The 23,055-nt window shown below is 43.7% G+C and carries 17 protein-coding genes and 1 tRNA gene; 12 read left to right on the plus strand and 6 right to left on the minus strand.

What is annotated here, in order from left to right; all coding sequences use genetic code 11:
* Positions 1–281 precede the first annotated feature (281 nt).
* From QE390_RS20205 to QE390_RS20215, 3 genes are all read right to left on the minus strand, one after another.
* Positions 282–1,457 carry a DUF4105 domain-containing protein gene (locus tag QE390_RS20205; protein ID WP_307143509.1) on the minus strand — a complete coding sequence of 392 codons (1,176 nt, stop codon included), beginning with the start codon at positions 1,455–1,457 and terminating at the stop codon, positions 282–284.
* 125 nt (positions 1,458–1,582) lie between these two features.
* A complete protein-coding gene (gene rsmI / locus QE390_RS20210) occupies positions 1,583–2,254 on the minus strand; it encodes a 16S rRNA (cytidine(1402)-2'-O)-methyltransferase (protein WP_106635744.1) in 672 nt (223 codons plus the stop codon).
* A 72-nt stretch (positions 2,255–2,326) separates the two neighbouring features.
* Positions 2,327–2,557, minus strand: a complete 231-nt coding sequence (locus QE390_RS20215; protein WP_307143510.1) for a 4a-hydroxytetrahydrobiopterin dehydratase — start codon at positions 2,555–2,557, stop codon at positions 2,327–2,329.
* A 157-nt stretch (positions 2,558–2,714) separates the two neighbouring features.
* On the opposite strand from QE390_RS20215, the gene QE390_RS20220 reads away from it, so the two are divergent.
* Positions 2,715–3,053 carry a phosphoribosylpyrophosphate synthetase gene (locus QE390_RS20220; RefSeq protein ID WP_106635742.1) on the plus strand — a complete coding sequence of 113 codons (339 nt, stop codon included), beginning with the start codon at positions 2,715–2,717 and terminating at the stop codon, positions 3,051–3,053.
* Positions 3,054–3,311: 258 nt separating this feature from the next.
* Here QE390_RS20220 and QE390_RS20225 read toward each other — a convergent pair whose 3' ends face one another.
* Positions 3,312–4,586, minus strand: coding sequence for a dicarboxylate/amino acid:cation symporter (locus QE390_RS20225; RefSeq protein WP_106635741.1), 1,275 nt, complete (start codon positions 4,584–4,586; stop codon positions 3,312–3,314).
* Positions 4,587–4,814: 228 nt separating this feature from the next.
* On the opposite strand from QE390_RS20225, the gene QE390_RS20230 reads away from it, so the two are divergent.
* The 7 genes from QE390_RS20230 (at position 4,815) to QE390_RS20260 (ending at position 15,949) form a co-directional block, all read left to right on the plus strand.
* A complete protein-coding gene (locus tag QE390_RS20230; protein WP_106635740.1) occupies positions 4,815–5,252 on the plus strand; it encodes a hypothetical protein in 438 nt (145 codons plus the stop codon).
* A 242-nt stretch (positions 5,253–5,494) separates the two neighbouring features.
* Positions 5,495–6,424 carry an ABC transporter ATP-binding protein gene (locus tag QE390_RS20235; protein WP_307143511.1) on the plus strand — a complete coding sequence of 310 codons (930 nt, stop codon included), beginning with the start codon at positions 5,495–5,497 and terminating at the stop codon, positions 6,422–6,424.
* A 13-nt stretch (positions 6,425–6,437) separates the two neighbouring features.
* Positions 6,438–7,769, plus strand: a complete 1,332-nt coding sequence (locus tag QE390_RS20240) for an ABC transporter permease (RefSeq protein ID WP_307143512.1) — start codon at positions 6,438–6,440, stop codon at positions 7,767–7,769.
* A 169-nt stretch (positions 7,770–7,938) separates the two neighbouring features.
* On the plus strand, positions 7,939–10,938 hold the full coding sequence (locus tag QE390_RS20245) for a DUF2723 domain-containing protein (RefSeq protein WP_307143513.1): 3,000 nt from the start codon (positions 7,939–7,941) through the stop codon (positions 10,936–10,938).
* Between the two features lie 1,127 nt (positions 10,939–12,065).
* Positions 12,066–13,475, plus strand: coding sequence for a tetratricopeptide repeat protein (locus QE390_RS20250; RefSeq protein ID WP_307143514.1), 1,410 nt, complete (start codon positions 12,066–12,068; stop codon positions 13,473–13,475).
* A gap of 443 nt (positions 13,476–13,918) precedes the next feature.
* Entirely contained in the window at positions 13,919–15,181 is a 1,263-nt protein-coding gene (locus QE390_RS20255) for a putative DNA modification/repair radical SAM protein (protein WP_106635737.1), read from the plus strand.
* Positions 15,182–15,949 carry a TIGR03915 family putative DNA repair protein gene (locus QE390_RS20260; RefSeq protein WP_307143515.1) on the plus strand — a complete coding sequence of 256 codons (768 nt, stop codon included), beginning with the start codon at positions 15,182–15,184 and terminating at the stop codon, positions 15,947–15,949.
* Positions 15,950–15,953: 4 nt separating this feature from the next.
* Here the strand turns inward: QE390_RS20260 and QE390_RS20265 are convergent, their stop codons facing one another.
* A complete protein-coding gene (locus QE390_RS20265) occupies positions 15,954–16,997 on the minus strand; it encodes a YafY family protein (protein WP_307143516.1) in 1,044 nt (347 codons plus the stop codon).
* Positions 16,998–17,098: 101 nt separating this feature from the next.
* On the opposite strand from QE390_RS20265, the gene QE390_RS20270 reads away from it, so the two are divergent.
* The 4 genes from QE390_RS20270 (at position 17,099) to QE390_RS20285 (ending at position 21,870) form a co-directional block, all read left to right on the plus strand.
* The gene (locus QE390_RS20270; RefSeq protein WP_307143517.1) at positions 17,099–18,664 is read left to right on the plus strand and encodes a TROVE domain-containing protein; all 1,566 of its coding nucleotides are present in this window, start codon (positions 17,099–17,101) and stop codon (positions 18,662–18,664) included.
* Between the two features lie 186 nt (positions 18,665–18,850).
* A complete protein-coding gene (locus QE390_RS20275; RefSeq protein WP_307143518.1) occupies positions 18,851–19,621 on the plus strand; it encodes a DNA polymerase beta superfamily protein in 771 nt (256 codons plus the stop codon).
* Positions 19,622–19,828: 207 nt separating this feature from the next.
* Positions 19,829–19,956: transfer RNA gene (locus tag QE390_RS20280), tRNA-OTHER, on the plus strand.
* A 381-nt stretch (positions 19,957–20,337) separates the two neighbouring features.
* Complete coding sequence (locus QE390_RS20285) at positions 20,338–21,870, plus strand: DUF1097 domain-containing protein (RefSeq protein ID WP_307143519.1); 1,533 nt, start codon at positions 20,338–20,340, stop codon at positions 21,868–21,870.
* Here QE390_RS20285 and QE390_RS20290 read toward each other — a convergent pair whose 3' ends face one another.
* On the minus strand, positions 21,871–22,845 hold the full coding sequence (locus QE390_RS20290) for a glycosyltransferase family 9 protein (protein ID WP_307143520.1): 975 nt from the start codon (positions 22,843–22,845) through the stop codon (positions 21,871–21,873).
* Between the last annotated feature and the right edge of the window lie 210 nt (positions 22,846–23,055).

Below are 23,055 nucleotides of genomic sequence, written 5' to 3' on the forward strand. Positions count from 1 at the left end.
CCATCTCCCGGCCAGACGCGATGAAGTCGCGTCTCTACAGAAAAAAGGCATTTGGTAGAACAACAGGTTTCGTAGAGACGCGACTTCATCGCGTCTGGGTAGAGGCCGTTTTTTTACAATTTCTCTAAATCTTCATTTCCGCCATGGCTGGTGTCCTCACCAGCCATGGTGGGAACCTTTCATTGATTGCCATTTCCCAGCCAGACGCGATGAAGTTGCGTCTCTACATGAAAGAGGCCGTCCTCCACGAATGGAGGACGGCCTCTTTTTTAGGTAATAACTTATTTTCTACAATACAAAGCGAGATGACGATACCGTAAGAAAAGGGTGATATTCAGGAATAATAACCCGTATAAACCTTTCCAGAATAGGAATTGTAACATCGTTCCAGCCACTACAAACACCATCGCTACGATAAAATAATACATCAGCCATTTCGGGCGACGGGACAGCATGATGAAAGCAATGACGTTGAAAGGACTGGTTACAAACATGCTGTAATTCCAGTCGGTAATCCCGTGGTTGGTACCGAACCATAACAGGGTATGAATCACGCCGAAAACGCCAGTGATGAACAGTAAGCTTCGATCAAACGTACCACCGGGTCGGATTTTGTTTTTCCTCACCATCAGAATAATCAGCGGGGAAGCCATCACGATCCAGAAGAGGCTTTTCCAGAGAAAACTGGTTTCTACGGGCGTTGCTTCAAAAAGCGTGTTGGTTTGTAATACCAACTTTTCCGACTTGCCATTCAAACGTATTATTCTGGCCCGATCTAACATCCGAAGTAAGTTGTTGGGAATATACGCCGACTGATTAGGTGTAGTAATCCGGTCAATCGGGTAACCTAAAGCCAGATTCAGTCCCAATCGCGACCAGTAGCTTTGGTGCAAATAATCGTTCATCCAGTCGCGGTACGACTTACCGATCAGAAACGTATCTCTTTCATCCAAACGAATGCTATCTCCAGCAGCCTCAAAAACCTTATCGCGGGGGCGAGTCGAGCAGTTATCATAATAAGGTCGATACTGATACGTCTTGTTCTCGGGACGGGCGTTCATCTCCATCAATTCGAAGAGACGCTGCTTTTGCTGGGGCGTAAAGTTCAGCACCTGCTCGATCACACTGCGGTTTTCACTTTTCCAGTATTCCAGCAAGCTATACTGCGGATCAGGATAATCCAGGGGAGACGTAGAAAGCTGATACGGAAGGTTCCCTCTCAGAAAATTCCAGTAAAAGCCAGAAGCCCGGAAATCAAACGTTCCGTAGTTATACACTTTGTCGATTCCCAACCCCGGATCGTAGATCCAGATGGCGGTATGGCCAAAAAAGGTATAAATCTCGTCACCCGGGCCAACGGTAATCAAACTAACCTTAGCCATCGGACTCAACTGTTGAGCCCCCAACCCAAGCGGAAATGCCAGTAAAAAGAAAAGTATAAATCGACGAAGGAACATGTGGAGGGTTTTGAGTTTGGTGTTTTGAGTTTTGAGTTTTGAGTTTGGGGACGCCTCCCTTAACTCTAAACCCAAAACGCTAAACAAGCGAACTAACTGAAAACTAAAAACAGCAAACTGAAAACTTATGCTCCGGCTACTACCAGCACAAATTCCCCTTTCACCCGGTCGGCGTGGTCGGTGTAGTGCTGAATCAGTTCGGTTAAGGTTCCACGAACGGTTTCTTCGAACATCTTCGTTAGCTCCCTCGAAACCGAAGCCTGGCGATCAGGGCCTACTACTTCTACAAGTTGCTCAAGTAACTTCACAATTCGGTGCGGTGACTCATAGAAAACCATGGTTCGTTCCTCTTCCACTAAGGCTTTCAATCGCGTCTGACGGCCTTTTTTTTGGGGTAAGAAGCCTTCAAAACAGAAACGATCGGTTGGTAAGCCCGAGTTCACCAGAGCCGGAACGAAGGCCGTTGGGCCGGGTAGACATTCCACGTCAAGGCCATTTTTGAGGCATTCACGCACCAGCAAAAATCCGGGATCCGAAATGCCGGGCGTTCCCGCATCGGACACCAAAGCCAGGGTCTTGCCTGATTGCAGCATTTTGATAACGCCCCCCGAAGACGCGTGCTCATTGTGCGAATGATGAGCCATGAGCGGTTTCTGAATGTTTAAATGCTTGAGAAGCTGACCCGTCGTACGAGTATCTTCCGCAAGAATGGCATCTACCGACTGCAATACCTTCAACGCTCGCAGCGTAATATCATCCAAATTGCCAATCGGTGTTGGCACTAAATACAATTTCATCAGTTATGATCAATGATGTCGTCATGACTCATAAAAATCATTAGAGTTAAGCCATGACGACATTCCAGTTACTTAAACGAAGGTATCAATAATTTCCGCGAGCTTGTGATCTTTTTCCGTAACCACGTGACCAGCATCGTGCGAAGTCAAAGCAATGGTTACTTTGTTATACGCATTCGACCAGTCGGGATGGTGGTTCAGTTTTTCTGCCGCCAAAGCTACCCGAGTCATAAAGGCAAACGCTTCTGAAAAATCGTTGAATTCGAATGTTCGCTGGAGTTGATTATCTTTTTCTTCCCACATGAGTGATAGACGATTTTAGAACAAACATACAGGCTGAGCCCTAGCCTTAGGCGTTCAGGTGGTCTAATTTTTTATACTCTCTACACAAGTAAAGAGGCTTGCCAACCATCAACCGCCCTACGCAAGAGCATCTGTAAACCTTTAAACGCATACAATCATGGATGAATACACCACCGAAACCGAGGCTATTAATGATTTAGCGTCTCGGGGTTATACCGAAAGTTTTAGCATTGAAAACGGTGCCCTTAATTACCAGTCTTTAGGGATGGTTTTGCACCCTGAAGATTTTGAAGTAGTAGAAGCGTATCGCTTCGAAGGGGTAACTGATCCGGGCGATATGTCTGCGGTTTATGCCATCGAGTCGAAAGACGGTCATAAAGGTGTACTCGTGATGGCTTACGGAACCTATTCAGAACCGCTATCAGCCGATCTGATTCAGAAACTGGACATGCGAAAAGGAGCTTTAGGAGCTACCAACGCCAAAGGTCAGGAATAGAATAAGGAGCCTTGCGAGGCTCCTTATTTCTAAGGTCAATAGCACTCTCCGGCAGATTGACACTCATAGGCCTCTAACTGACGATTACAAGTAGACTATTCAGGTAAGATACCTTTCTTTTCCTACGTTAGCTTTTTTCATAAGACGGCCAGAGGACTACAGCTATGCAGTCACTGGGCAGAGCCGAGCAACCGTAAGAGACTGCATTAAAAAAAGGAGCCTTGTCGGGCTCCTTTTTAATTATGAATTTGATGTAACTTATACCGTTACATCTTCCGTACCATTCATTTTTGCTATGTCCAGCTCTCCTTCCCATTTCGATACTACTGCAGTAGCTACGGCATTTCCAATTACGGACGTCGACGAGCGACCCATGTCCAGAATCTGATCGATTCCTAATAACAGAGCCAACCCTTCGATGGGTAAATCAAACATGGTCATGGTTCCGGCAATGATTACCAGCGAAGCACGGGGCACGCCTGCAATCCCTTTACTACTCAACATCAGCGTGGCCAGCATGGTAATTTGTTGCGTTGTGGAGAGGTCTTTCCCGTAAGCCTGAGCGATAAATGCCGTCGCAAAGGTCATGTACATCATGGAACCATCAAGGTTGAACGAATAACCTAGAGGTAACACGAAACTAATGATCTTTTCAGAACAACCGAATTTGCGAAGAGCCTCAATAGTCTGAGGCATAGACGCTTCTGAACTCGCTGTACTGAAGGATAGTAAAGCTGGATCTTTGATTAAACCCAATAACTTGAAGTAAGGGATTTTATTAACCAGACAGATCACCCAGAGTACAATAAAGATAAAGAAGAACAGGCCGATAAAGAAGCTGAAAATCAGATACGCATATCCTATAAAAATCCCCAGACCTTCGGTTGCTACTACGGCGGCAATTGCTCCAAAGACGCCGAAGGGAGCAAAGCCCATCACGTATGAAACGATTTTGAACATCACGTGCGAAACCGCATCCAGGGCTTTGATAACTACCTTGCCCGTTTCACCAATGGCGGCGGTTGCAATACCAAAGAAGATCGAGAAGACAACAATTTGAAGAATTTCATTCGCCGCCATCGATTCCACGATACTTTGTGGGAAAATGTGGTAGAAAAACGATTCAACCGAAAATTTCTTGGCTTCTACCCCGATATCGGTTCCCGAGGGAGGCAGGGGTAACTGCATCACCTTACCGGGTTTCAGCAGGTTGACTGTAATTAAGCCGGTTAGTAACGAAAGAACCGTAGCGAAGAGAAAGTAACCTAAGGTTTTACCGCCAATGCGACCTACTAACTTGAAATCTCCTAATTTCGCAATGCCTACCACCAGCATGGAGAAAACCAGTGGTCCGATAATCATTTTAATCATTCGAAGAAAAACCTTACTTAAAATCTGAAGGTTTTTACTCCACGTAGCCAGTGTTTCCTGGTCGGCTGGGCTGCCCGAATCATAAGCCGTGTGGACTGCCAATCCCACGATAACACCCAAAACCAATCCAATAAAAATACGCCAGGTAATAGAAAGTTTCATAGAGAAAATTCAGGTAAAAGACAATGGTTTGTTGACCCTTTCGGGTAAAGATAGTGCATCACTAACTCACATTTCACAAGCCCTCGCATCTATTTTTCGCAAAAAATACTAAAAAAACCCCCAATATAACGCCCTTTTTAGACGAATCCATTTGAAAGTTACGTCCTTTCTTGTAGAATTGAGACATGTTTGCAGCCGCTAACGCAATCCCATCAACCAAATCTCGTTATGAAATCCAAGTTACCCCTGGAAGCTGAACTGGAACCGCTTTTCCTTCGTAAGCTCCCCCCTATGCCATTCAATGTTAAAGATGGATTTGTTCAGGTAATGCCTTGGATAGCCCTTATCAATGGCATTTTAGGTATTGTCCGCCTCATTAAAGTATACAGTGATTCTTACGCTATTTCTTATGGTGTGACTACCGAGGCCACCTTTTCATTATTAGCCACGGCGGTTACTTCTATTCTATCGTTGCTGGCATTTACGTCGCTGCGTGCCAATCGTCGCCGGGGATGGAATTTCCTTTATTTTGCCGTTCTGATTAGCACCGTTTTAAATCTTCTGTCAGGTGTGCTGGACTTTGGCATCGGAGAGATTCTATTCACGCTCCTCTTCTCAACTTTTGAGTTATGGGTACTTTTTAACATCCGCGAAAGATACTGGTAAAGGAGGCATAGTTTGAAGCCGTTGGATAAAGTCTATTTGAAAGTTTGATCAAGTTTAACTACTTCCTTCCTTCTCTCATTCTGACGTTTAAAATTGATATAAAAGATCAGCCTTCCGGTGTAAAAGCTGGAGGCTGATTTGTGTTTTTAGCCGTTCATCCCTTTTTTGAGTAATTTGATGCAATAAAACAAGCCTTCTGCTTTAGATCGTTTAGCTTTGATTCATCAACAAATATCAGCCAGGTGTCCCATCCTTTACTCGAAACCCGCAATGTCTATAAACGTTATACCAGCCATACGGCTTTGGATAATGTTTCGCTAGACATCCCTCAAGGCCAGATTTTCGGTTTACTTGGTCCGAATGGAGCCGGTAAAACATCGCTCATTCGAATCATTAACCAGATCACGGCTCCCGATGAGGGCGAAGTGTTACTCAACGGCGAGCCGCTTCATCCCAAACATATCGCCGACATTGGTTATCTTCCCGAAGAACGCGGTTTGTACAAAAAAATGCAGGTTGGCGATCAATTGATTTACCTGGCCCGGCTGAAAGGTCTTTCCCAACGCGAGGCCACTGAACGCCTCAAACGCTGGTTTATTAAATTCGACATCAAAGACTGGTGGGATAAAAAAGTAGAAGATTTGTCGAAAGGGATGGCTCAAAAATGTCAGTTCATTGCAACCATCGTTCACGAGCCTAAACTGGTTATTCTGGATGAACCTTTTTCCGGTTTCGATCCGATCAATGCCAACCTGCTGAAAGACGAAATTCTGGAATTAAAGCAGAAGGGGTCTACCATTATCTTCTCGACGCACCGGATGGAATCCGTAGAAGAACTCTGCGATTCGATTGCCCTTATCAACCGATCAAAAGTAGTATTGCGGGGAGAAAAACGAGCCATCAAACGCCAGTTTATGGACAATACCTATACACTGGAATACGTCGGTTCTTTGGTTTTACCCTACTCGTACGAAATAATTTCCAAAACCGAACTGGAACCAAACGTCTACCGTACCAATGTTCGGATTGGTCCTGAAGGTAGTGTGAATGCCTTATTAGCTCAGCTAATTGACCAGGTGGAGCTGAAGTCTTTCAGCGAAAACGTGCCTTCTTTCAACGACATTTTCATTCGTGTAGTCGGCGAAACCGCTACGCAAGCCCTCATTCCTTAACCTGCTTTACCTTATGAATAAAATTCTCCTCATTCTCCAGCGGGAGTACATGACGCGGGTACGGAAGCGTTCTTTCTGGATTACTACGCTTATCACACCCCTATTAATTACTGCCATTTACGCTATCCCGGCCCTGCTGTTTTTTGCAGGCGGCGACCTGAAAACGATTGAAGTTATTGATGAAACCGGGCTTTTCAAAGATAAATTCAAGAGCGGTAAAGACTACGCTTATACCTTTAAAAAAGCTCCTGTATCGCAGGCGAAAGCTGACCTTAAAAAAAATAAGGTGACGGCCCTGGTTCATATTCCGGCTGATATTATTGACCATCCGAACGGACTGGAAATTTTTTCTGAAAAAAGCGTAGGCCTGAATTTACAGAACGACATTGAGAACATCGTTCAGGCCGAAGTTCGCAATCAGCGGCTCAAACGGGCCGGTATCGATACGCAAATCATTGAAGACAACCGGGTTAATGTCAATGCCGAAACCTACAGTTTAACCGAGGGACAGGAAAAATCGAGTAATACTGGCGTTTCAATGGGGTTAGGTTACGCCATTGCCCTGTTACTTTACTTTGTCGTTTTCTTCTCGGGATCACAGGTAATGAACGGGGTTATTGAAGAAAAAAGTAACCGCATCATTGAAGTAATCGTCTCTTCGGTTCGTCCGATAGAGTTGATGATGGGAAAAATCATCGGCGTAGGGTTGGTTGGATTAACCCAGTTTGTACTCTGGATCAGTTTAACGATTGCTATTTCCAGTGCTACGACGCATTTTCTGAAAGTCAAACTTGAATCGAAAGCCAAAACGGAATTGAGCAGTCAGGCCAGTCAAAAACAGGTGGAAGCCGCCGTGAAGCAAATGAGCGAAGCTGGCCCCGGTTCCAAAGTCATGGGTATTATGGATACCATTGGCGATTTACCCTGGGCCAAAATCCTGACCTTATTCCTCTTTTATTACCTGGGCGGTTACCTCTTCTACAGTGCCTTATTCGCCGCCGTTGGTTCGGCAGTGGAAAGTCCGCAGGAAGGACAGCAGCTAATTTTCCCGGTAACGATGCCGCTCATTATCAGTATTATGCTGATGAGTTTCATCATCAATGAGCCAGATAGTAAAATTGCCTTCTGGGCTTCGATCATTCCGTTTACCTCCCCCGTCAATATGATGGCTCGCATTCCCTTTGGGGTCGAATGGTGGGAAATTGGGTTATCCATGGCTTTACTGGTGCTAGGCTTTATCGGTACGACCTGGCTCGCTGCCCGGATTTATCGCGTCGGAATTCTGATGTACGGTAAGAAGGTTACGCTGAAAGAACTATCCAAATGGATTTTCTATAAGGTCTAGTTTTCATAGCAAAAGTTCTTTAAAAACCATCTCCTGGTAGCCAACGTTTAGATTACTTAACAGATTTTAACGCCCCTAGCCCTATTGGTCGGGGGCTTTTTGCTATTTTTGGCCAATCTATCCCTACAACCATCATCCGTAATTAGATTATTTAGCATAAAACTACTTCATGAAAAATTTTCAGCGGCTCAATAACCTTCTGGGTTGGAGTGTCTTTGCCATTGCGTTGTTCACCTATGCCTCGACCGTTGAGCAAACCGCCAGTTTCTGGGATTGTGGTGAATTCATTGCGTGTTCTTTTAAATTACAGGTACCCCACCCCCCCGGAGCACCCATCTTCCTGCTTCTGGGTAGAATGTTCGCACTGTTTGCCGGTAGTGACTTAACCCGCGTAGCATTCTGGATCAACATGATGTCCGTCATGGCTAGTGCCTTTACCATTTTGTTCATGTTCTGGACGCTCACCATGCTGGGTCGCAAGCTTTTCGACAAAAAAGCAGATGAGCTTAGTCTGGGTGAAGGCATTGGCGTCTTAGGAGCCGGGATTGTGGGTTCTTTGATCTATACCTTTAGTGATACGTTCTGGTTTTCAGCCGTTGAGGCCGAAGTATACGCCATGTCATCCTTCTTTACTGCCCTGGTTTTCTGGGCCATGTACCGCTGGGAACTCATTGAAGACGAATCTGCCGCTAACCGATGGATCATTTTAATTGCTTACCTGACGGGTCTTTCCATCGGTATTCACTTACTGAACCTGGTTACGATTCCTTCTCTAGCTCTGCTGTATTACTTCAAGAAGAAAGAAAAGCCTACGCTTTTCGGCGGGATTGCTGCCTTAGTTGTAGGTGTTGTGATTCTGGGTATTATCAATGCCGGTATCATTCCTGGCATTCCCGGTCTGGCCTTCTTCTTTGAAAAACTCTTCGCAAATTCCTTTGGATTACCTTATAACACGGGCGTTATATTCTTCGTAGTAGTCTTTTTCGGAGCCGTTATTTACGGCGTTATTTACGCTCAGAAGAAAAATAACCCTACCCTGAGCACAGCGGTTTTATCACTGGCGTTTGTACTCATTGGTTACATTTCCTACACCCAGGTACTGGTTCGGGCGAACTTTAATCCACCAATCAACGAGAACAATCCTTCGGATGCCATCAGCTACCTGAGCTACCTCAAACGTGAACAATACGGAAGCCGCTCTTTAACTTATGGACCGCTCTTCACGGCTCGTGTAACGGACATTAAACGTGGCGACCCGATGTATAAAATGGAAGGCGGTCAATATAAAATTTATGACTACAAACCGGAATACGTGTGGGAAAAAGATCAGCAAATGCTTCTTCCCCGCTTGTGGTCTCAACAACCCGGCCATGCTCAGTTATACGCTTCTATTTTAGGATTACCTAAAGACCCTACCGATCAATCGCGTTACGTAAAACCGACGTTTGGACAGAACATTAGTTACATGTTCACCCGTCAGATGGGCTTTATGTACATGCGTTATTTCATGTGGAATTTCGCTGGTCGTGAAAGTGATTACGAGTGGGCCGACTGGACGCGTCCGGGCAAATCGAACCTTCCGGAAAGTATCGCCACTAACAAAGGCCACGACAATTTCTACATGTTGCCTTTGATTCTGGGTTTGCTAGGATTTGTGCTCCAATTCTTACGTAAAGACAAAGACTGGCTCATCGTTGCCATCAGCTTTATTATGACGGGTCTGGCTCTGGTGGTATTCCTGAACTCTCCCCCAACCGAGCCTCGCGAACGGGATTACATTTACGTAGGTTCGTTCTATTTCTTTGCTCTCTGGGCAGGTTTAGGTGTTATCGCTTTACAACAGTTACTCAGTCGCGTTTCCAAAAATATGGTCACTACGGGTGGTTTAGCTTTCGTATTAACCATTGGAGTACCTATCATGATGGGTGCGAAAAGCTGGGATAACCACGATCGTTCAAACCGCTGGCATTCGGTCGATTTCGCGAAAAACCTGTTAAGCTCCTGTGCCCCAAACGCCATTCTGTTTACGGGTGGAGATAACGATACGTTCCCTTTATGGTACGTTCAGGAAGTAGAACATTTCCGTACGGACGTTCGGGTATGTAACCTTTCCTTATTAGGTACGGACTGGTATATCGAGCAGATGAAACGGAAGACGTATGAGTCTCAGCCCCTGCCGATTTCTCTGGAGATGGATAACTTCCGTACGGGTATTAACGATCAGATTCCTTTCTCTGAAAACCCGAACGTAAAAGATGGCATTGACTTACAGGAATATATTCAGTTGGTCAAACAGAATAACCCTGCTATTCAGGTACAGACTACCCTGGGCCAGATGAACGTGCTACCTTCGTCGGTATTCTCGCTGAAACTGGACTCGACGAAAATTCGTCAGATGGGAATTGTTTCTAAGGAATTCGAACCTCTGTTGAATAGCGACCGTCTTACCTGGAGTTATGGTCAGAGTGACATCACCAAGCCAGAGTTAATTCAGTTAGACATCATCGCTCACAACAACTTTGAGCGTCCGATTTACTTTGCTTCGACGTTAGGTTCACAAAGCTTCCTGGGTCTGAAAGAGTTTTTACAACTCGAAGGCTATGCGTATCGTCTGATGCCATTCAAAGTACCCGGTGCCCGTGACGGCTTCGTTAACTCGGACATTATGTACGAGAAAATGATGACGAAAATGGCTTGGCGTGAAATGAATAACCCGAAGGTTTATTACGACGAAACGTACCGGGGAGCTCCCGTAGTTTCGGCTCGTATTGCCTTTTATCGTCTAGCGAATCAACTGATTCAGGAAAACAAACTGGACAAAGCTAAAGCCGTTCTGAATCACTGTCTGGAAGTTATTCCTGACAAAGCTATTCCTTACGATCAGATTTCGGTAAGCTTCATCGGACCGCTGATTTCGGTAGGTGAAAAAGCAAAAGCTCTGCAAATGGCTCAAACGATCATGAAGCGTTGCGACGAAAACCTGAATTATTTCATTGAATCCAATGGCGATAGTCAGGACATTCGGGTTAACCTCTATGAAATGAATTTAGTGGTTCAGCAATTGCATGATGCCAAGCTGGAAAATGAAGCTAACAAATACGAACAGATGTTCAATCGCCAGTATCAACGTCTAGGCAATCGTTTAGATGATGGTAGCGGGGCGGAATAATCAAGTTTTTGTGATCTATTAAACGTAAAGACCCGCTCGTTGGCGGGTCTTTACGTTTAATAGATCATATCTAAACTCTTTTGCCAGCATAAAAACCCTGGTCTGGATGACTTTAGCTTGTTGCTGCCAGCGAAAAGCTGTCTAAAATTTGTAACCGAAGACATTAACCGAATCGGAATGCGTTTCTTCCCTTCGCTGTGAATGACAGGCTTGAGGGATAACGGCAGATGGAACCTGCCTTAGTCCCCGGATTCCATCCGGGGCTATCCATGTTTAACCCCTCCGGGGTTATTTGTTGTAAATTTATGATAACAACAATCCCAGCGGGGTTCAATATTCAAATAGCCCTGGATGGAATCCGGGGAAGCAACATTTATTAAAACCTTATTTTTAGACAGGCTCTTAAACTCCCTTCATTTTCCTTTTGCCAGCATAAACCACCCTGGTCTGGATGACTTTAGCTGTGTTGCTGCCAGCAAAAAAGCTGGCAGCGGCAGAAACCTAATTACTTATGACTAGAGAAACGCTTTCAGGAATTTAATGAATACCTGATTTGTAAACGTCAAAAGTTCACCTGATAATTACATAAGCTGGGAAGGCTGCGAACTCAAAAGGGAAAGAGAACAATGTCAAACAGTATGAAGTACCGCTGCCAGCGTGGCCCGACCAGCTTTTTCGCTGGCAACAACACGCTATTCGGAAAGCAAAGATTTTCTCCTTAATTCCATACTACCAACGAAAAGCTAATCCCTGCAGGGTTGTGTTCTCCGTTTTAAAGCCACGGTTTTCATACATACAAATCCGAAAGTCAATCGATTAAGTAAACATAGGATAAGTAATAGCCAAGCCGCTTGTAAAACCTATTTTCGATTATCTCCCCCAAAAAGTCCAAATAACTCTTCAATTCATTCTGAGTGATTTCAGGGCAGAAAGCTTCTAAAACTTGCTTTTGTTCATCCAAGTTTTTAAGCCTAACCTTAGGAAAATGGAATTTTCTATATATCTTAGAATGTTCCTTAACATGAAAACCAATAACGTGAATTAGTGTGATTGTGCTTAGTGGGTTGCTTAACAAGTAGTTAGAACCACCTTTGTTTATTCACGTTTGTCATTATACCCGTTGCCTTATGATGGAACAACCTGAATTCGACGACCGCCCGGAAACAACACAGGATTCTGTGAGACGATTTGAGAATATGTTGAATAGTCGGGAAGATTCATTCTTTGATCTGGATACTTACGAGCAAATTGTTGAACACTATCTGGAAGAAGGCAAGTTAGAGGACGCTCTTAAAGCCTGCGAATACGGGTTATCTCAATATCCCTATTCATTAGAGTTGATGCTAAATCAGGCTCAGATTATGGCCAATTTTCAACGGTACGACGAAGCTCTCGATCTACTGGAACGTGCGGCCCTTTTCAATCCCCATGATTTAGACATTTTTTATCTCCGTAGTACGGTTTATGGCCTGATCGGCGACTATGAGCATGCCATTGAAATGCTCAAAGAAGTGCTCGATTACGCCGAAGAAAAAGATGAAGTGCATTACCACATTGGTCTGGCCTACCAGCAATGGGGAAAATTTGAAGAAGCCATTGAGCATTACCGCGAAGCCATTCACGGCGACTTGAGTAATGAAAATGCTTTATACGAGCTGGCAAACTGCCTCGATCAACTCGGTAAACTGGAAGAAAGCCTTCCCTATTACCTGGAGTTTACGGATCGTGATCCTTCTTCGTACAATGCCTGGTATAACCTCGGTATCGCTTATTCGAAACTGGAACGGTACGATGACGCTGCCGAAGCCTACGAATATGCTACGTATCTGAAGAAAAATTTTGCCTCGGCATATTACAATCTGGGTAACACCTACATGAACCTGGATCGTTTTCAGGAAGCTCAGGAAGCTTACGAAAAAACGCTGGCGAATGAAGATCCAACGCCCGAAACCATTTGCTGCCTGGCCGCCAGTCTGGAAAAGCAAATGAAGTATGAAGAGGCCATCAAGCAGTATAAAGATGCCATTGCTCTGGATCAGTTGTGGGATGAAGGCTGGTACGGGGTGGGCGTTTGTCTGTATGAAATGAACAAATGGTTTCAGGCTCTGCATTACCTGCGGAAAGCCCTGAACCTAAACAAGAAAAACGCCGATTACTGGCTCGCCGTAGCCGAAACGGAACAACGCATTGGAAATGCTTTTTCTTCGGAAGAAGCCTACAAAGCTGGTGTTGAAATTGCTCCTGAAGACGTTGAAATCTGGGTAAAATGGTCGCTCTTGTACTACGAACAGGGCGATTTTGATCAGGCCATCGACGTTATTAATCAGGCTCTGGACGAATGCCCGGATGAAGGGGAATTGTATTATCAGTTAACTGTTTACCTGATTCATAACGGCAAATTTCGCGAAGCCTTTTTATACCTGGAAACGGCCCTTACGCTTAATTACGACATGCACATTATGCTGTTCGAATACTTCACCAGTTTAGAGACGCAGAAAGCTCTTTACAAGATCATCGAGCAGTATAAGAAGGAGTAATAACCTGTTAGTTATCAAAAAAAGACCCGGACTATAATCCGGGTCTTTTTTTTGTGCTCTGTAAAAAAACGGTACAAGACCCATGATTTAGAAGCCTTCTCCAATTGATGAAATAACGGCAGGTCCTCTAAACTGTCATCTCGAATGAAGTGAGAGAGCTTCAGTGGACTGGGTCAGTGTTGGGGTTGTTAACGTTTCCTCATCACTAAGCTAATCCGCAAATGCAATAAGATCCTTCGCTTCGCTCTGGATGACAGGCTTGGGGTATGAATACTTCACCCAACAAAGTGAGAGGCTAATACATGGTTTCCCTATTACATAGACCATTTGTAAACGCTGGCAGAGATTTTTAGGTAAAATATTTATTCATTAACTATTAATTATATTCATTTAAACTGTTTTTACTTATTTTAAGTTAATATATTTACACAAATATTATAAATATGAATTTAATCAGGGCCAGCGAAAAACTACAAATTCTTGCTGATGCAGCTAAGTATGACGTCTCCTGTGCATCCAGCGGAGGCAATCGCAAGAATGAGAATAAGGGTTTGGGCGACAGCAAAGCTAATGGCATTTGTCATTCGTTCACGGAAGATGGTCGCTGTGTGTCCCTGCTGAAGATTCTCTTAACCAATCACTGTATTTACGACTGTGCCTTCTGCGTTTCACGAAAAAGTAACGATGTGCAGCGGGCCGCTTTTACGGTCGAAGAAGTCGTTGATTTAACAATCAACTTCTATCGTCGGAATTACATCGAAGGATTATTTCTGAGTTCCGGCATTTTCAAGAATGCGGATTATACAATGGAGCGACTGCTCCGTATTGTCAAGAAACTTCGAATTGAGGAGCGTTTTAATGGCTATATTCACCTTAAAACCATTCCCGGAGCCAGTGAGGAACTGATTCAGGAAGCGGGCCTTTACGCTGACCGGATGAGTATTAACCTAGAAATGCCAACGGAGGCGGGTTTGAAACTGGTGGCTCCCGAGAAAAGCCACGAAGACGTAAAGAAGCCGCTGCATTTTGTTAATCAGCAAATTCAGATCTATAAGGCAGATACCAAACTGATCAAAAGTACACCTAAATTCGTTCCGGCGGGGCAAAGTACTCAAATGGTTGTGGGAGCCACACCCGAATCGGACCTGGAGGTTATGTATACCGCCGATCGCTTTTACAAAGACTATTCGCTGAAACGAGTCTATTATTCAGGTTACGTTCCCATTCGGGAAGACGACCGTTTGTTACCTTCCATTGGGAGTCAGCCTCCCTTACTGCGGGAAAATCGTTTGTATCAAACCGATTGGTTACTACGATTTTACCGGTTCCGGGTGGAAGAAATTCTCAATGAGGCTCACCCCAATCTCGAAACTGAAATTGACCCCAAACTAAGCTGGGCTTTACGGAATCTGCACGAATTTCCCATTGACATCAATAAGGCTGAGTACGACATGATTCTTCGCGTACCGGGTATTGGCGTAGGCTCTGCTCAGAAAATCATTGCCGCTCGTCGCTTTGGGCAGTTACGCACGCATCAATTGCAAAAACTAGGCATTGCTTATAATCGGGCCAAATATTTCATCCGTTGTGCGGATACGCCTTTTCTTTCAAAAGACTGGCAACCTACGCAAATCAAAAACTTCATTTTGGGCAATAGCCACGGGAAGTTTCAGAAAGCCGCTACGCAGCAGTTAAGCCTGTTTTAGATGGAAACTTATGTTTTTGACGATACGCTGGAAGGGTTGTTAACCCTGATCTTCGATTGGTATAATCGCAAGCCGGGGGCTATTTTGGTTAACTCCGAAAAGCATTACCAGCCAAGTGCGTTTAATCCGGCGTATGTTGTTAGTACTGATGCTGAAAAAGCTACCCGCGTGGCTACGGGTTTACAGAAAAAACTGACGAATGCGGGTTGGCGAAATTTTTACTGCACCTTTCTGTCTGAGTTACCCGAAGCCTTTCAGCACCTTTTTCAATTTGCCGTTTACGTCTTCAGTGACGTAGAAAATCCAGAAGATAATTATGGGAATGATTCCGTTTTATACGTAACTCAGACGGCCCGAAAAGTAGAGCGGGAAAAGCATCACCTGGAAGCCTTCATTCGTTTTCAGCAAACCAGCGATGGGATGTATTATGCCCCGGTAGAGCCAAAGTACAACGTTCTGCCACTCATTGCCAAACACTTCAAAGACCGTTACGCCGATCAGCCCTGGGTTATTTATGACCACCAGCGGCGGTACGGTCTTTATTATGACCTGCGAAATCTGGAACTTATTAACATTGATTTCCAGAAGCATAACACCAGTAATCTCCCCGCTCCCATTTCTGAGGAGACGAATGAAGAAATGTATCAGTTGCTGTGGAAGGATTACTTCAAAAGCACCAACATCGCTTCCCGACGGAATATTAAACTACAGGTTCGAAGCATGCCCCGCCGCTTCTGGCGGTATTTAACGGAGAAGCAGGTTTATTAGGTAATCATTCATCTTCATTACTTTCAGCGAGTGGGTTTTCATAATTAGCCAAAGCCGATTGCACGCATTTGATCATTCGACTACGTAACAAACAGGGTCTTATCACTTTCAGCTTTCCACCAAAGCCTAACAACTCCCGCTCCAGCTCGAAGTTAAGAACCACCTTAATTCGAAAAATGGACCCCGTTTTGTCTCTGGAAATTAGCTCTTGTGACGCATGAATCGGCTTGGTGATTACATACGGGGCATTCGTCGGATCTACCCAGAAAACCACTTCACAGCTTTTTTGTCCCGGCGTTTTGGTTACCCCGACTACATCCGAGTAAAAAGTCTTCAAATCCAGTGAGTCATTCTCGCGGTAAGTTTCTTTTTTATCCTCTTCCAGATTTTGAATACGGTCTAATGCCAAGGTTAAAATGGGTTTCTGTTTTTGATGCGATTGCCCCAGTACAAACCAACGGTTTCGGTATTCTTTCAGTAAAAAAGCACTAAAACAAAACGTAGCGGGTTGCCGGGCCCGGAAAGACTGATAGGTCATGCACAAAGTCGTCTTGTTAACAATCGCTTTCCGAATGGTTTCAATGTAATTCAAGCCGACCAAGTGGTCATTTTTCTCAAAATCAACAACGGGCGAACTACTCGTCTGCTGGGTATAAATCTTGTCTTCCAGTTTACTCACCATTTCCCGTAAATCGGCGAAGTGATTGAAGCCTTTGAATTGCTGTAATAAGCCCGCAACTTCACTCAATACCTGCATGTCCTGAGCATTCAGCGGAATGTTGGTAATGCTGAAATTCTTATCCGCATACGTGTAATACTTCCGATCAACGACGATAATGGGAGCTTCATACCCCAGCTTCGAGCTTCGCATCATCTCAAGGTCGGCCTGAACCGTCCGGCGACTCACGCCTTTTTCAATTCCCTGAAATTCGTACAAAGCTTCTGAACAAGCGTCCATTAGATTGTCCAGCGTCCATTTACGATATCGGTTTTGCAGACATTGATCAATGGTTCGGTAACGGATAAGAGCGTTGCGATTGAGGGGCATCGAAAAAAATTTTCAGAAAAATAGAAAATAATTTCTACTACGCACAAAGACTGCGTAGTCACCCAAAACCTTTGTATCACCAAAGCAAAACAATACAGGTTATGAAATTCAATACAACTACTAGAAACAACCAGGTAATCCTGAATCACGAAGGGGCTAAAGCGTACCGCATGGATTCAGCGATGGCATTGTATTCGGCTGTAGTAACCTGGTCCTTGAATGATACGTTCTACGAAAAGAATGACGAGCGGCTGATTCGAATTCGCCATCTGATTGCTCTAAACAAACCAGGTTTCGTAGCTCAGTTAGCGATTTACGCCCGCCATGAAATGCACATGCGTTCCGTTCCGCTGGTATTACTTACAGAGTTAGCCCGAATTCATTCCGGTGATAATACCGTAGCTCGGGCAACCGAAAAAGTCATTACCCGGGCTGACGAAATCACGGAATTACTAGCTTGCTATGAGACGTTAAATAAGCGAGAAGGATTTAAAAAACTGAATCGTTTATCCAAGCAGATACAGAAAGGGCTGGCTGCGGCATTTAATCGTTTCGATGAATATCAATTTGCGAAATACAATCGGGATACAACCATTAAGCTTCGGGATGCCTTGTTTCTGGTACACCCCAAAGCTAAAAACCAGCAGCAACAGGAGTTATTCAATAAGATTGCAGCCCATACGCTTGCGACACCCTACACCTGGGAAACGGAATTATCACAGCTGGGCCAGCAGAAATTTGAAACGGAGAAAGAAAAGACCATCGCGTTTCGTCAAAAATGGGAAGAGCTCATCGATAGTAATAAGCTGGGGTACATGGCTTTATTACGTAACCTGCGGAATATTCTGCAAGCTGGAGTGTCTTATGCTCACCTTAAGAAGGTAACACAAACCTTATCCAATGGCGAGCAGGTGGCTCGTTCCAAACAATTCCCCTTCCGATTCTTATCGGCCTATCGTGAATTGTTAAACCTGAAGAGTTCTTTGAATCAGAATAAAAACTGGATGGAAAGGCTCTGGAATGGACGAGGTTACCTTGAGGAAGTGCTAGACAGTCTGGAAAGTGCTGCCCAGCACAGTGCGAAAAACTTTCGTGGTTTCGATGAAAACACCCGCGTTCTGCTGGCCTGTGACGTGTCGGGCTCGATGCAGCGACCTATCTCACCGCAGTCTAAAATATTACTGTACGACATTGGGTTAATGCTGGCCATGATGTTACAATCCCGCTGTGAAAATGTACAGGTGGGTATGTTTGGAAATACCTGGAAACGCATTTCAGTTCCCACACGTAATATTTTGTCAAACGTTCAGGAGTTTTACAAACGCGAGGGTGAAGTGGGTTATGCCACGAACGGGCACCTGGTTTTGAAGGAGTTACTGGAACGGAAAGAAAAAGTGGATAAAATCATGTTCTTCACCGACTTACAACTCTGGAACACCGGTACCGGTAATGAACCCATGTCTCGACTCTGGAAACAATATAAGGCTAACGTTCATGCCGAGGCTCGCTTATATCTGTTCGATTTGAATGGCTACGGTCAGGTTCCTTTGAAGATGCTTGATCATGAGGTCTGTTTGATTGCAGGCTGGAGTGACAAAATTTTCGGGGTTCTGGCCGCACTGGAAGACTATGAATCAGTTATTGAAACTATTCGAATTTATAGTTGAGAGATCGCTGTTCATTACTTTCCATTAACCCGCAACTATCAACTCAGAAATTAAGGATGTCGTAGAGATGGGTTACTTCGTAGCACTTAGGGGGTGGGCATTATGACTTCGGTCAGGATGGAGGTTCGAGTCCTCATTACGGTCCCCCGACCCAAATCGCTTGTTACTCCTTATCTATTGCATACCATGAACTTACTAATCCAAGAACAGATTGCTAAGGTTTTCACTGTTCACAAGGGAATTCCGCTGTTCTACATTGAAAGTGGGAGTCGGCTTTGGAATATAGCCAGTCCCAATAGTGACTACGACGTGCGGGGATTTCACCTCCAATCGCAGGAGCAATATTATGATTTCAGAAAGCACCGGGATGTCATTGAAGTCATGGATGGAGATTTCGATTTTGTCTCTTATGATCTGGACAAAATGTTTGGGTTATTGGCCCAAGGGAATCCAAACACCTATGAATGGATTCGGGCCCATTTGATTTACTTCAATGCCCTACCCGACTGGTCATCTTTTAGTAAAGAGCTAACTAATCACCTGAATTTCAGCAACTTGTATTATCATTACTTCTCGCTGGCTAAGACGCATTGGAAGTTGCTCGCATCAGGTAATAAATTCACGTATAAAGTAGTTTTTTACTGCCTGCGTGGGTTATTATCCGCCGATATCGCCCGCCAAGGTATTCTGCCAGAGCTTACAGTCGAAAAGCTTTTCGATCAGTTCGACACTAACTTTCCCGTATTGAGCATGGCGAAGGAAAGCCTCGAACGTAAGCAGCAGGAACTTGAAACACAGGAAGTGGCTGAAGCAGAAAGAGGTTCTATGGTCAGAGTTATTCAGGAATATATGAGTAGTATGGAATCGAATCAACCGCGTCGGGAGGATAAGGCGGAGTCGTTGGAAAGGATGTTAAGAGAGTATAACTTCCAGCTCAAAAACCAGTTTTATCGTTAATTACCTTCAACCAGCTCTTAACGATGTCGTAGAAACGGGTTACTTCTTGGGTAGCGTTGAGACGCTGGTTTCAACGGAGGTTCGAGCCCTCAAATCCCCGTATCAAACATTACTCCTTACTGTAGGGCTGCTCAGTACTCCGCAGGTGTCGTCAGGGAGTGTTTCATCGGGTCGCCGGTTCGAACCCGGCCCTGAAATTTATCAGGTAGCTCAGTTGGTTAGAGCAGATCATTTCCCTACTTATTACCCTGCATCCTTTGTAAAGGTGCCGTAAAGCAGTGATACTTCGGTTAGAACGTCCTGGAAACAGGAAGGTCGCCGGTTCGAGTCCGGCCTTTGTAGTTCAGTTTTAAGCACTGTTTGCCTATTGCCCTTTTATTTTAATAAATAAAAATACTTAAATTACTGTACGGAATATTTATTTTATTACCTTGTGGAACGAGTTATTTAACTACGTTAAGTGACTTACTTTGGTATTCTTCCACACTAACTTAACTTTATATCTGATTACTCGTATGACACTTAGATTCAAGAGTAAGGCTATATCCCCTAATAATAAATCAATTTATTTAATCTGCTTCATATTATTATTAAATTTTCTATTCTTCATATATTATTTCATTTCTCCAGTTCCCTTTGGAGATGATTTACCCACTATTTATGAATTCTTACTAAAGCTTCATAACTCCAGTTCTTTATCAGAAAAAATTCAGCTTATGATCAGCAATAATTTTGTCGAACATAAGCTTTTATTTTTTACTATTCTTGTATCTATTCTTTACGGCATTACGGGTAAAATATCTTTGCCACTATTCGCCTTATCGGCGGGATTAGCCTGGACGAGTATCTTTTTCTTCTACCAGCGTTGGATTAAATCCTTTCCAAGGATCTGGTTACTTAGCATTACATTCGTATTAGTTTCTCTCGCCTCCTACCAAGCCATTTTCTGGACGATGGCTGGACTGCAACATTTGGGAGTAACCTTTATGTGCTTTCTAACTATTTATCTTCTATGTAAAGTTGAAAAGCTCTCAGTATACTCGTTTCTTCCTGCGATTGTAGCGGGTATGATATGTACCTTTTCTTCGGGGAATGGAATGGCCGTCTGGCCTGCTGGTTTTCTGGCTTTATTACTTTTAAAAAACTATAAGGCTCTCATGGGGTGGGTGGTTAGTTCTGCCTTAGGAATTGGTTTATACCTTAGCCATGTCACGCTGAAAGAAACCCCTTCTGGCAGTAAAATTTCTGGCATTTTTGACAATCTACCTACTAAAATTCTGAACATCATTACAGGCTTGGCAGGAGCTACTTACTTTGATTACAGCTCTTTAGATCTTTCTGATTCTGAACCAGTTATATCATTTTTTTATCCAGCTATCTATATTGGTTTATTTATTATCATTTGTTTCATTCTTGTACTTCTTAAGGCTTATCAGAGAACGGATCGTGATGCTATCGCAGTCGTTTCCGTTTCTTTATTTATGTTCATAACATTTGCTTTTATTACCATTGGGAGATCTTCAGAAGGTATATTTGTCATTTTTAAAAGTCGATATTATCCTTATTCCATTATTGCTCTGGCTAATATGCTATTTTGCGTAGCTTACCTTACTTATAACAATCGCAATAAGCATATTTTTGCTTATGTTTTTTTAGTCTTCAGTTCATTGCTATGGGGAGTATGTCAATTCAGTAGTTATATAAACCTATTAAATCAGCGTAATTTGTTAAGTACTGGCTATATTAATTTTATGGTCAATAAAAATTGGATAATATATCAGCCTAGTGCATTTTACGAAAATTATTATAATACGTTTTTTAACCAAGAAAAGGCACCTCTCGTTACCTTACCCAAATATGATATTCTGACTGCTTTTCAAAATAAGAAGATCACAAACCAGGGTTTCCACAAATGCTTACTTGTACAAAGTAATAATTCGTTTAGTAGTCCATTTATTTCGGTACAGGTCTATAATGGAGAAGCTCCGGGTATTTTAAAAAAAGACGAAGGATACGCTATAGTAATGGCTTCTGAAATGGATACTATTTTTCTACCAACACAATTACTTAGAAATTCTCTCAAACAACTTTTACTTACTGGAAAAGTCACTCGCAAGGGGTATGTAGTCAATACTCCCTTAAGAAAAGGAAGCTTTCCTGAAGGTACTTATCAATTGCATCAGTTTTATTTTAATAAACAAGAAGGCAGGCTAAATCCTCAAAGCGAGGGAACCATCCACTTTCAATGACTACGACATAGTAGTTAAGACACCGAGTAACTGTTCTGTTCGGATGTCTTTCCCGCATTTAAAATGCCCTTCGGGGCATTCTTTGTATCCATGAATGCCGCAGGGACGACAGGTTAGTTTTTCCTCAACCTCTACAATACTGGAAACCTCCGACAGCGGCCCAAAGCCAAATGTGGGGACGGTCGAACAGAAAATGGCCGTCGTTGGAGCATTAACCGCTGAGCATAAGTGCATCGGACCCGAATCGTTCACATAATTCATTACGGCTCCTTTCATCAAAGCCGCTGATTCCAGGAGACTTAACTTCCCCGCCAACGATTCAACCTTCTCCCGATTGGCCGCTTTCTGAATTCGCTCCACTAATTGCCGATCACCGGGACCCCCTAGTAAATAAATCTGTAAATGCGAGGGCAACTGTTGAATTAGTTCCACCCATTTTTCTTCTGGATATTGTTTCGTAAACCAAACCGACGAAGGTGCCAGACAAACGTAAGGACTGGTAGGATGAAGGGATAATTCGAAAGGGTACAATCGCGGCGGAAAAACCTGAGCATCTGTAAACCAGGAAATCAGATCCGTATTTCTCTCTACTTCGTGCGGACCATCAAAGCGGTGCTGGATTTTTTTTGAAAACAGAAAACTAAGTGGGTTTTTATCAAAACCAACCGTCGTTTCTGCCCCGGAAAAGGCCGTTAACAAGCCCGTGGTACCAAATCGCTGAATATTAATGGCATACTGATACTTCCGGGAACGAATCGTCTTGAGAAGCTTCCATAGACTGGCGTACTTGCCCGACTTTTTATCCCAAATCAGCGTTTCGTGCAAGTAGGGATGGTTTTTCAGCAGACTTTCATTTCCTCGTCTGACCAAAAAATCAATCTCAGCTTCGGGGAAATGATAATGGATTTTTTCAAGCAACGAGGTCGCCAGAATTACATCCCCAATAAAAGCCGTTTGAATCACCAGAATTTTCATCCTGCAAAGTTCGTCAAGAAAAAACAATGCTCCTTGAGGATTTTATACTTCTCTGCTGATCAGTAGTACTGATCAGCCCTTCACATTTGTTTATTATTTGATTTCCAATCAGTTATTCATTCCTTCTTATATTTGCAGCTGCTTAAAAGTTTGAAATGAATGGGAGCCGCACAAATACTTCTTCCGCATAAAAACTTATTTAGGCTATAC

It is taken from the genome of Siphonobacter sp. SORGH_AS_1065 (assembly GCF_030818595.1).
In the GTDB taxonomy this organism is placed as follows: Bacteria; Bacteroidota; Bacteroidia; order Cytophagales; family Spirosomataceae; genus Siphonobacter.

Coding starts and splice junctions, on each gene's coding strand:
- QE390_RS20205 (WP_307143509.1), bottom strand. CDS start 1,457: ATGTTCCTTCGTCGATTTATACTTTTCTTTTTACTGGCATTTCCGCTT.
- QE390_RS20220 (WP_106635742.1), top strand. CDS start 2,715: ATGGATGAATACACCACCGAAACCGAGGCTATTAATGATTTAGCGTCT.
- QE390_RS20260 (WP_307143515.1), top strand. CDS start 15,182: ATGGAAACTTATGTTTTTGACGATACGCTGGAAGGGTTGTTAACCCTG.
- QE390_RS20290 (WP_307143520.1), bottom strand. CDS start 22,845: ATGAAAATTCTGGTGATTCAAACGGCTTTTATTGGGGATGTAATTCTG.
- QE390_RS20285 (WP_307143519.1), top strand. CDS start 20,338: ATGATCAGCAATAATTTTGTCGAACATAAGCTTTTATTTTTTACTATT.
- QE390_RS20275 (WP_307143518.1), top strand. CDS start 18,851: ATGAACTTACTAATCCAAGAACAGATTGCTAAGGTTTTCACTGTTCAC.
- QE390_RS20230 (WP_106635740.1), top strand. CDS start 4,815: ATGAAATCCAAGTTACCCCTGGAAGCTGAACTGGAACCGCTTTTCCTT.
- QE390_RS20245 (WP_307143513.1), top strand. CDS start 7,939: ATGAAAAATTTTCAGCGGCTCAATAACCTTCTGGGTTGGAGTGTCTTT.
- QE390_RS20225 (WP_106635741.1), bottom strand. CDS start 4,586: ATGAAACTTTCTATTACCTGGCGTATTTTTATTGGATTGGTTTTGGGT.
- QE390_RS20255 (WP_106635737.1), top strand. CDS start 13,919: ATGAATTTAATCAGGGCCAGCGAAAAACTACAAATTCTTGCTGATGCA.
- QE390_RS20265 (WP_307143516.1), bottom strand. CDS start 16,997: ATGCCCCTCAATCGCAACGCTCTTATCCGTTACCGAACCATTGATCAA.
- QE390_RS20270 (WP_307143517.1), top strand. CDS start 17,099: ATGAAATTCAATACAACTACTAGAAACAACCAGGTAATCCTGAATCAC.
- rsmI (WP_106635744.1), bottom strand. CDS start 2,254: ATGAAATTGTATTTAGTGCCAACACCGATTGGCAATTTGGATGATATT.
- QE390_RS20250 (WP_307143514.1), top strand. CDS start 12,066: ATGATGGAACAACCTGAATTCGACGACCGCCCGGAAACAACACAGGAT.
- QE390_RS20215 (WP_307143510.1), bottom strand. CDS start 2,557: ATGTGGGAAGAAAAAGATAATCAACTCCAGCGAACATTCGAATTCAAC.
- QE390_RS20240 (WP_307143512.1), top strand. CDS start 6,438: ATGAATAAAATTCTCCTCATTCTCCAGCGGGAGTACATGACGCGGGTA.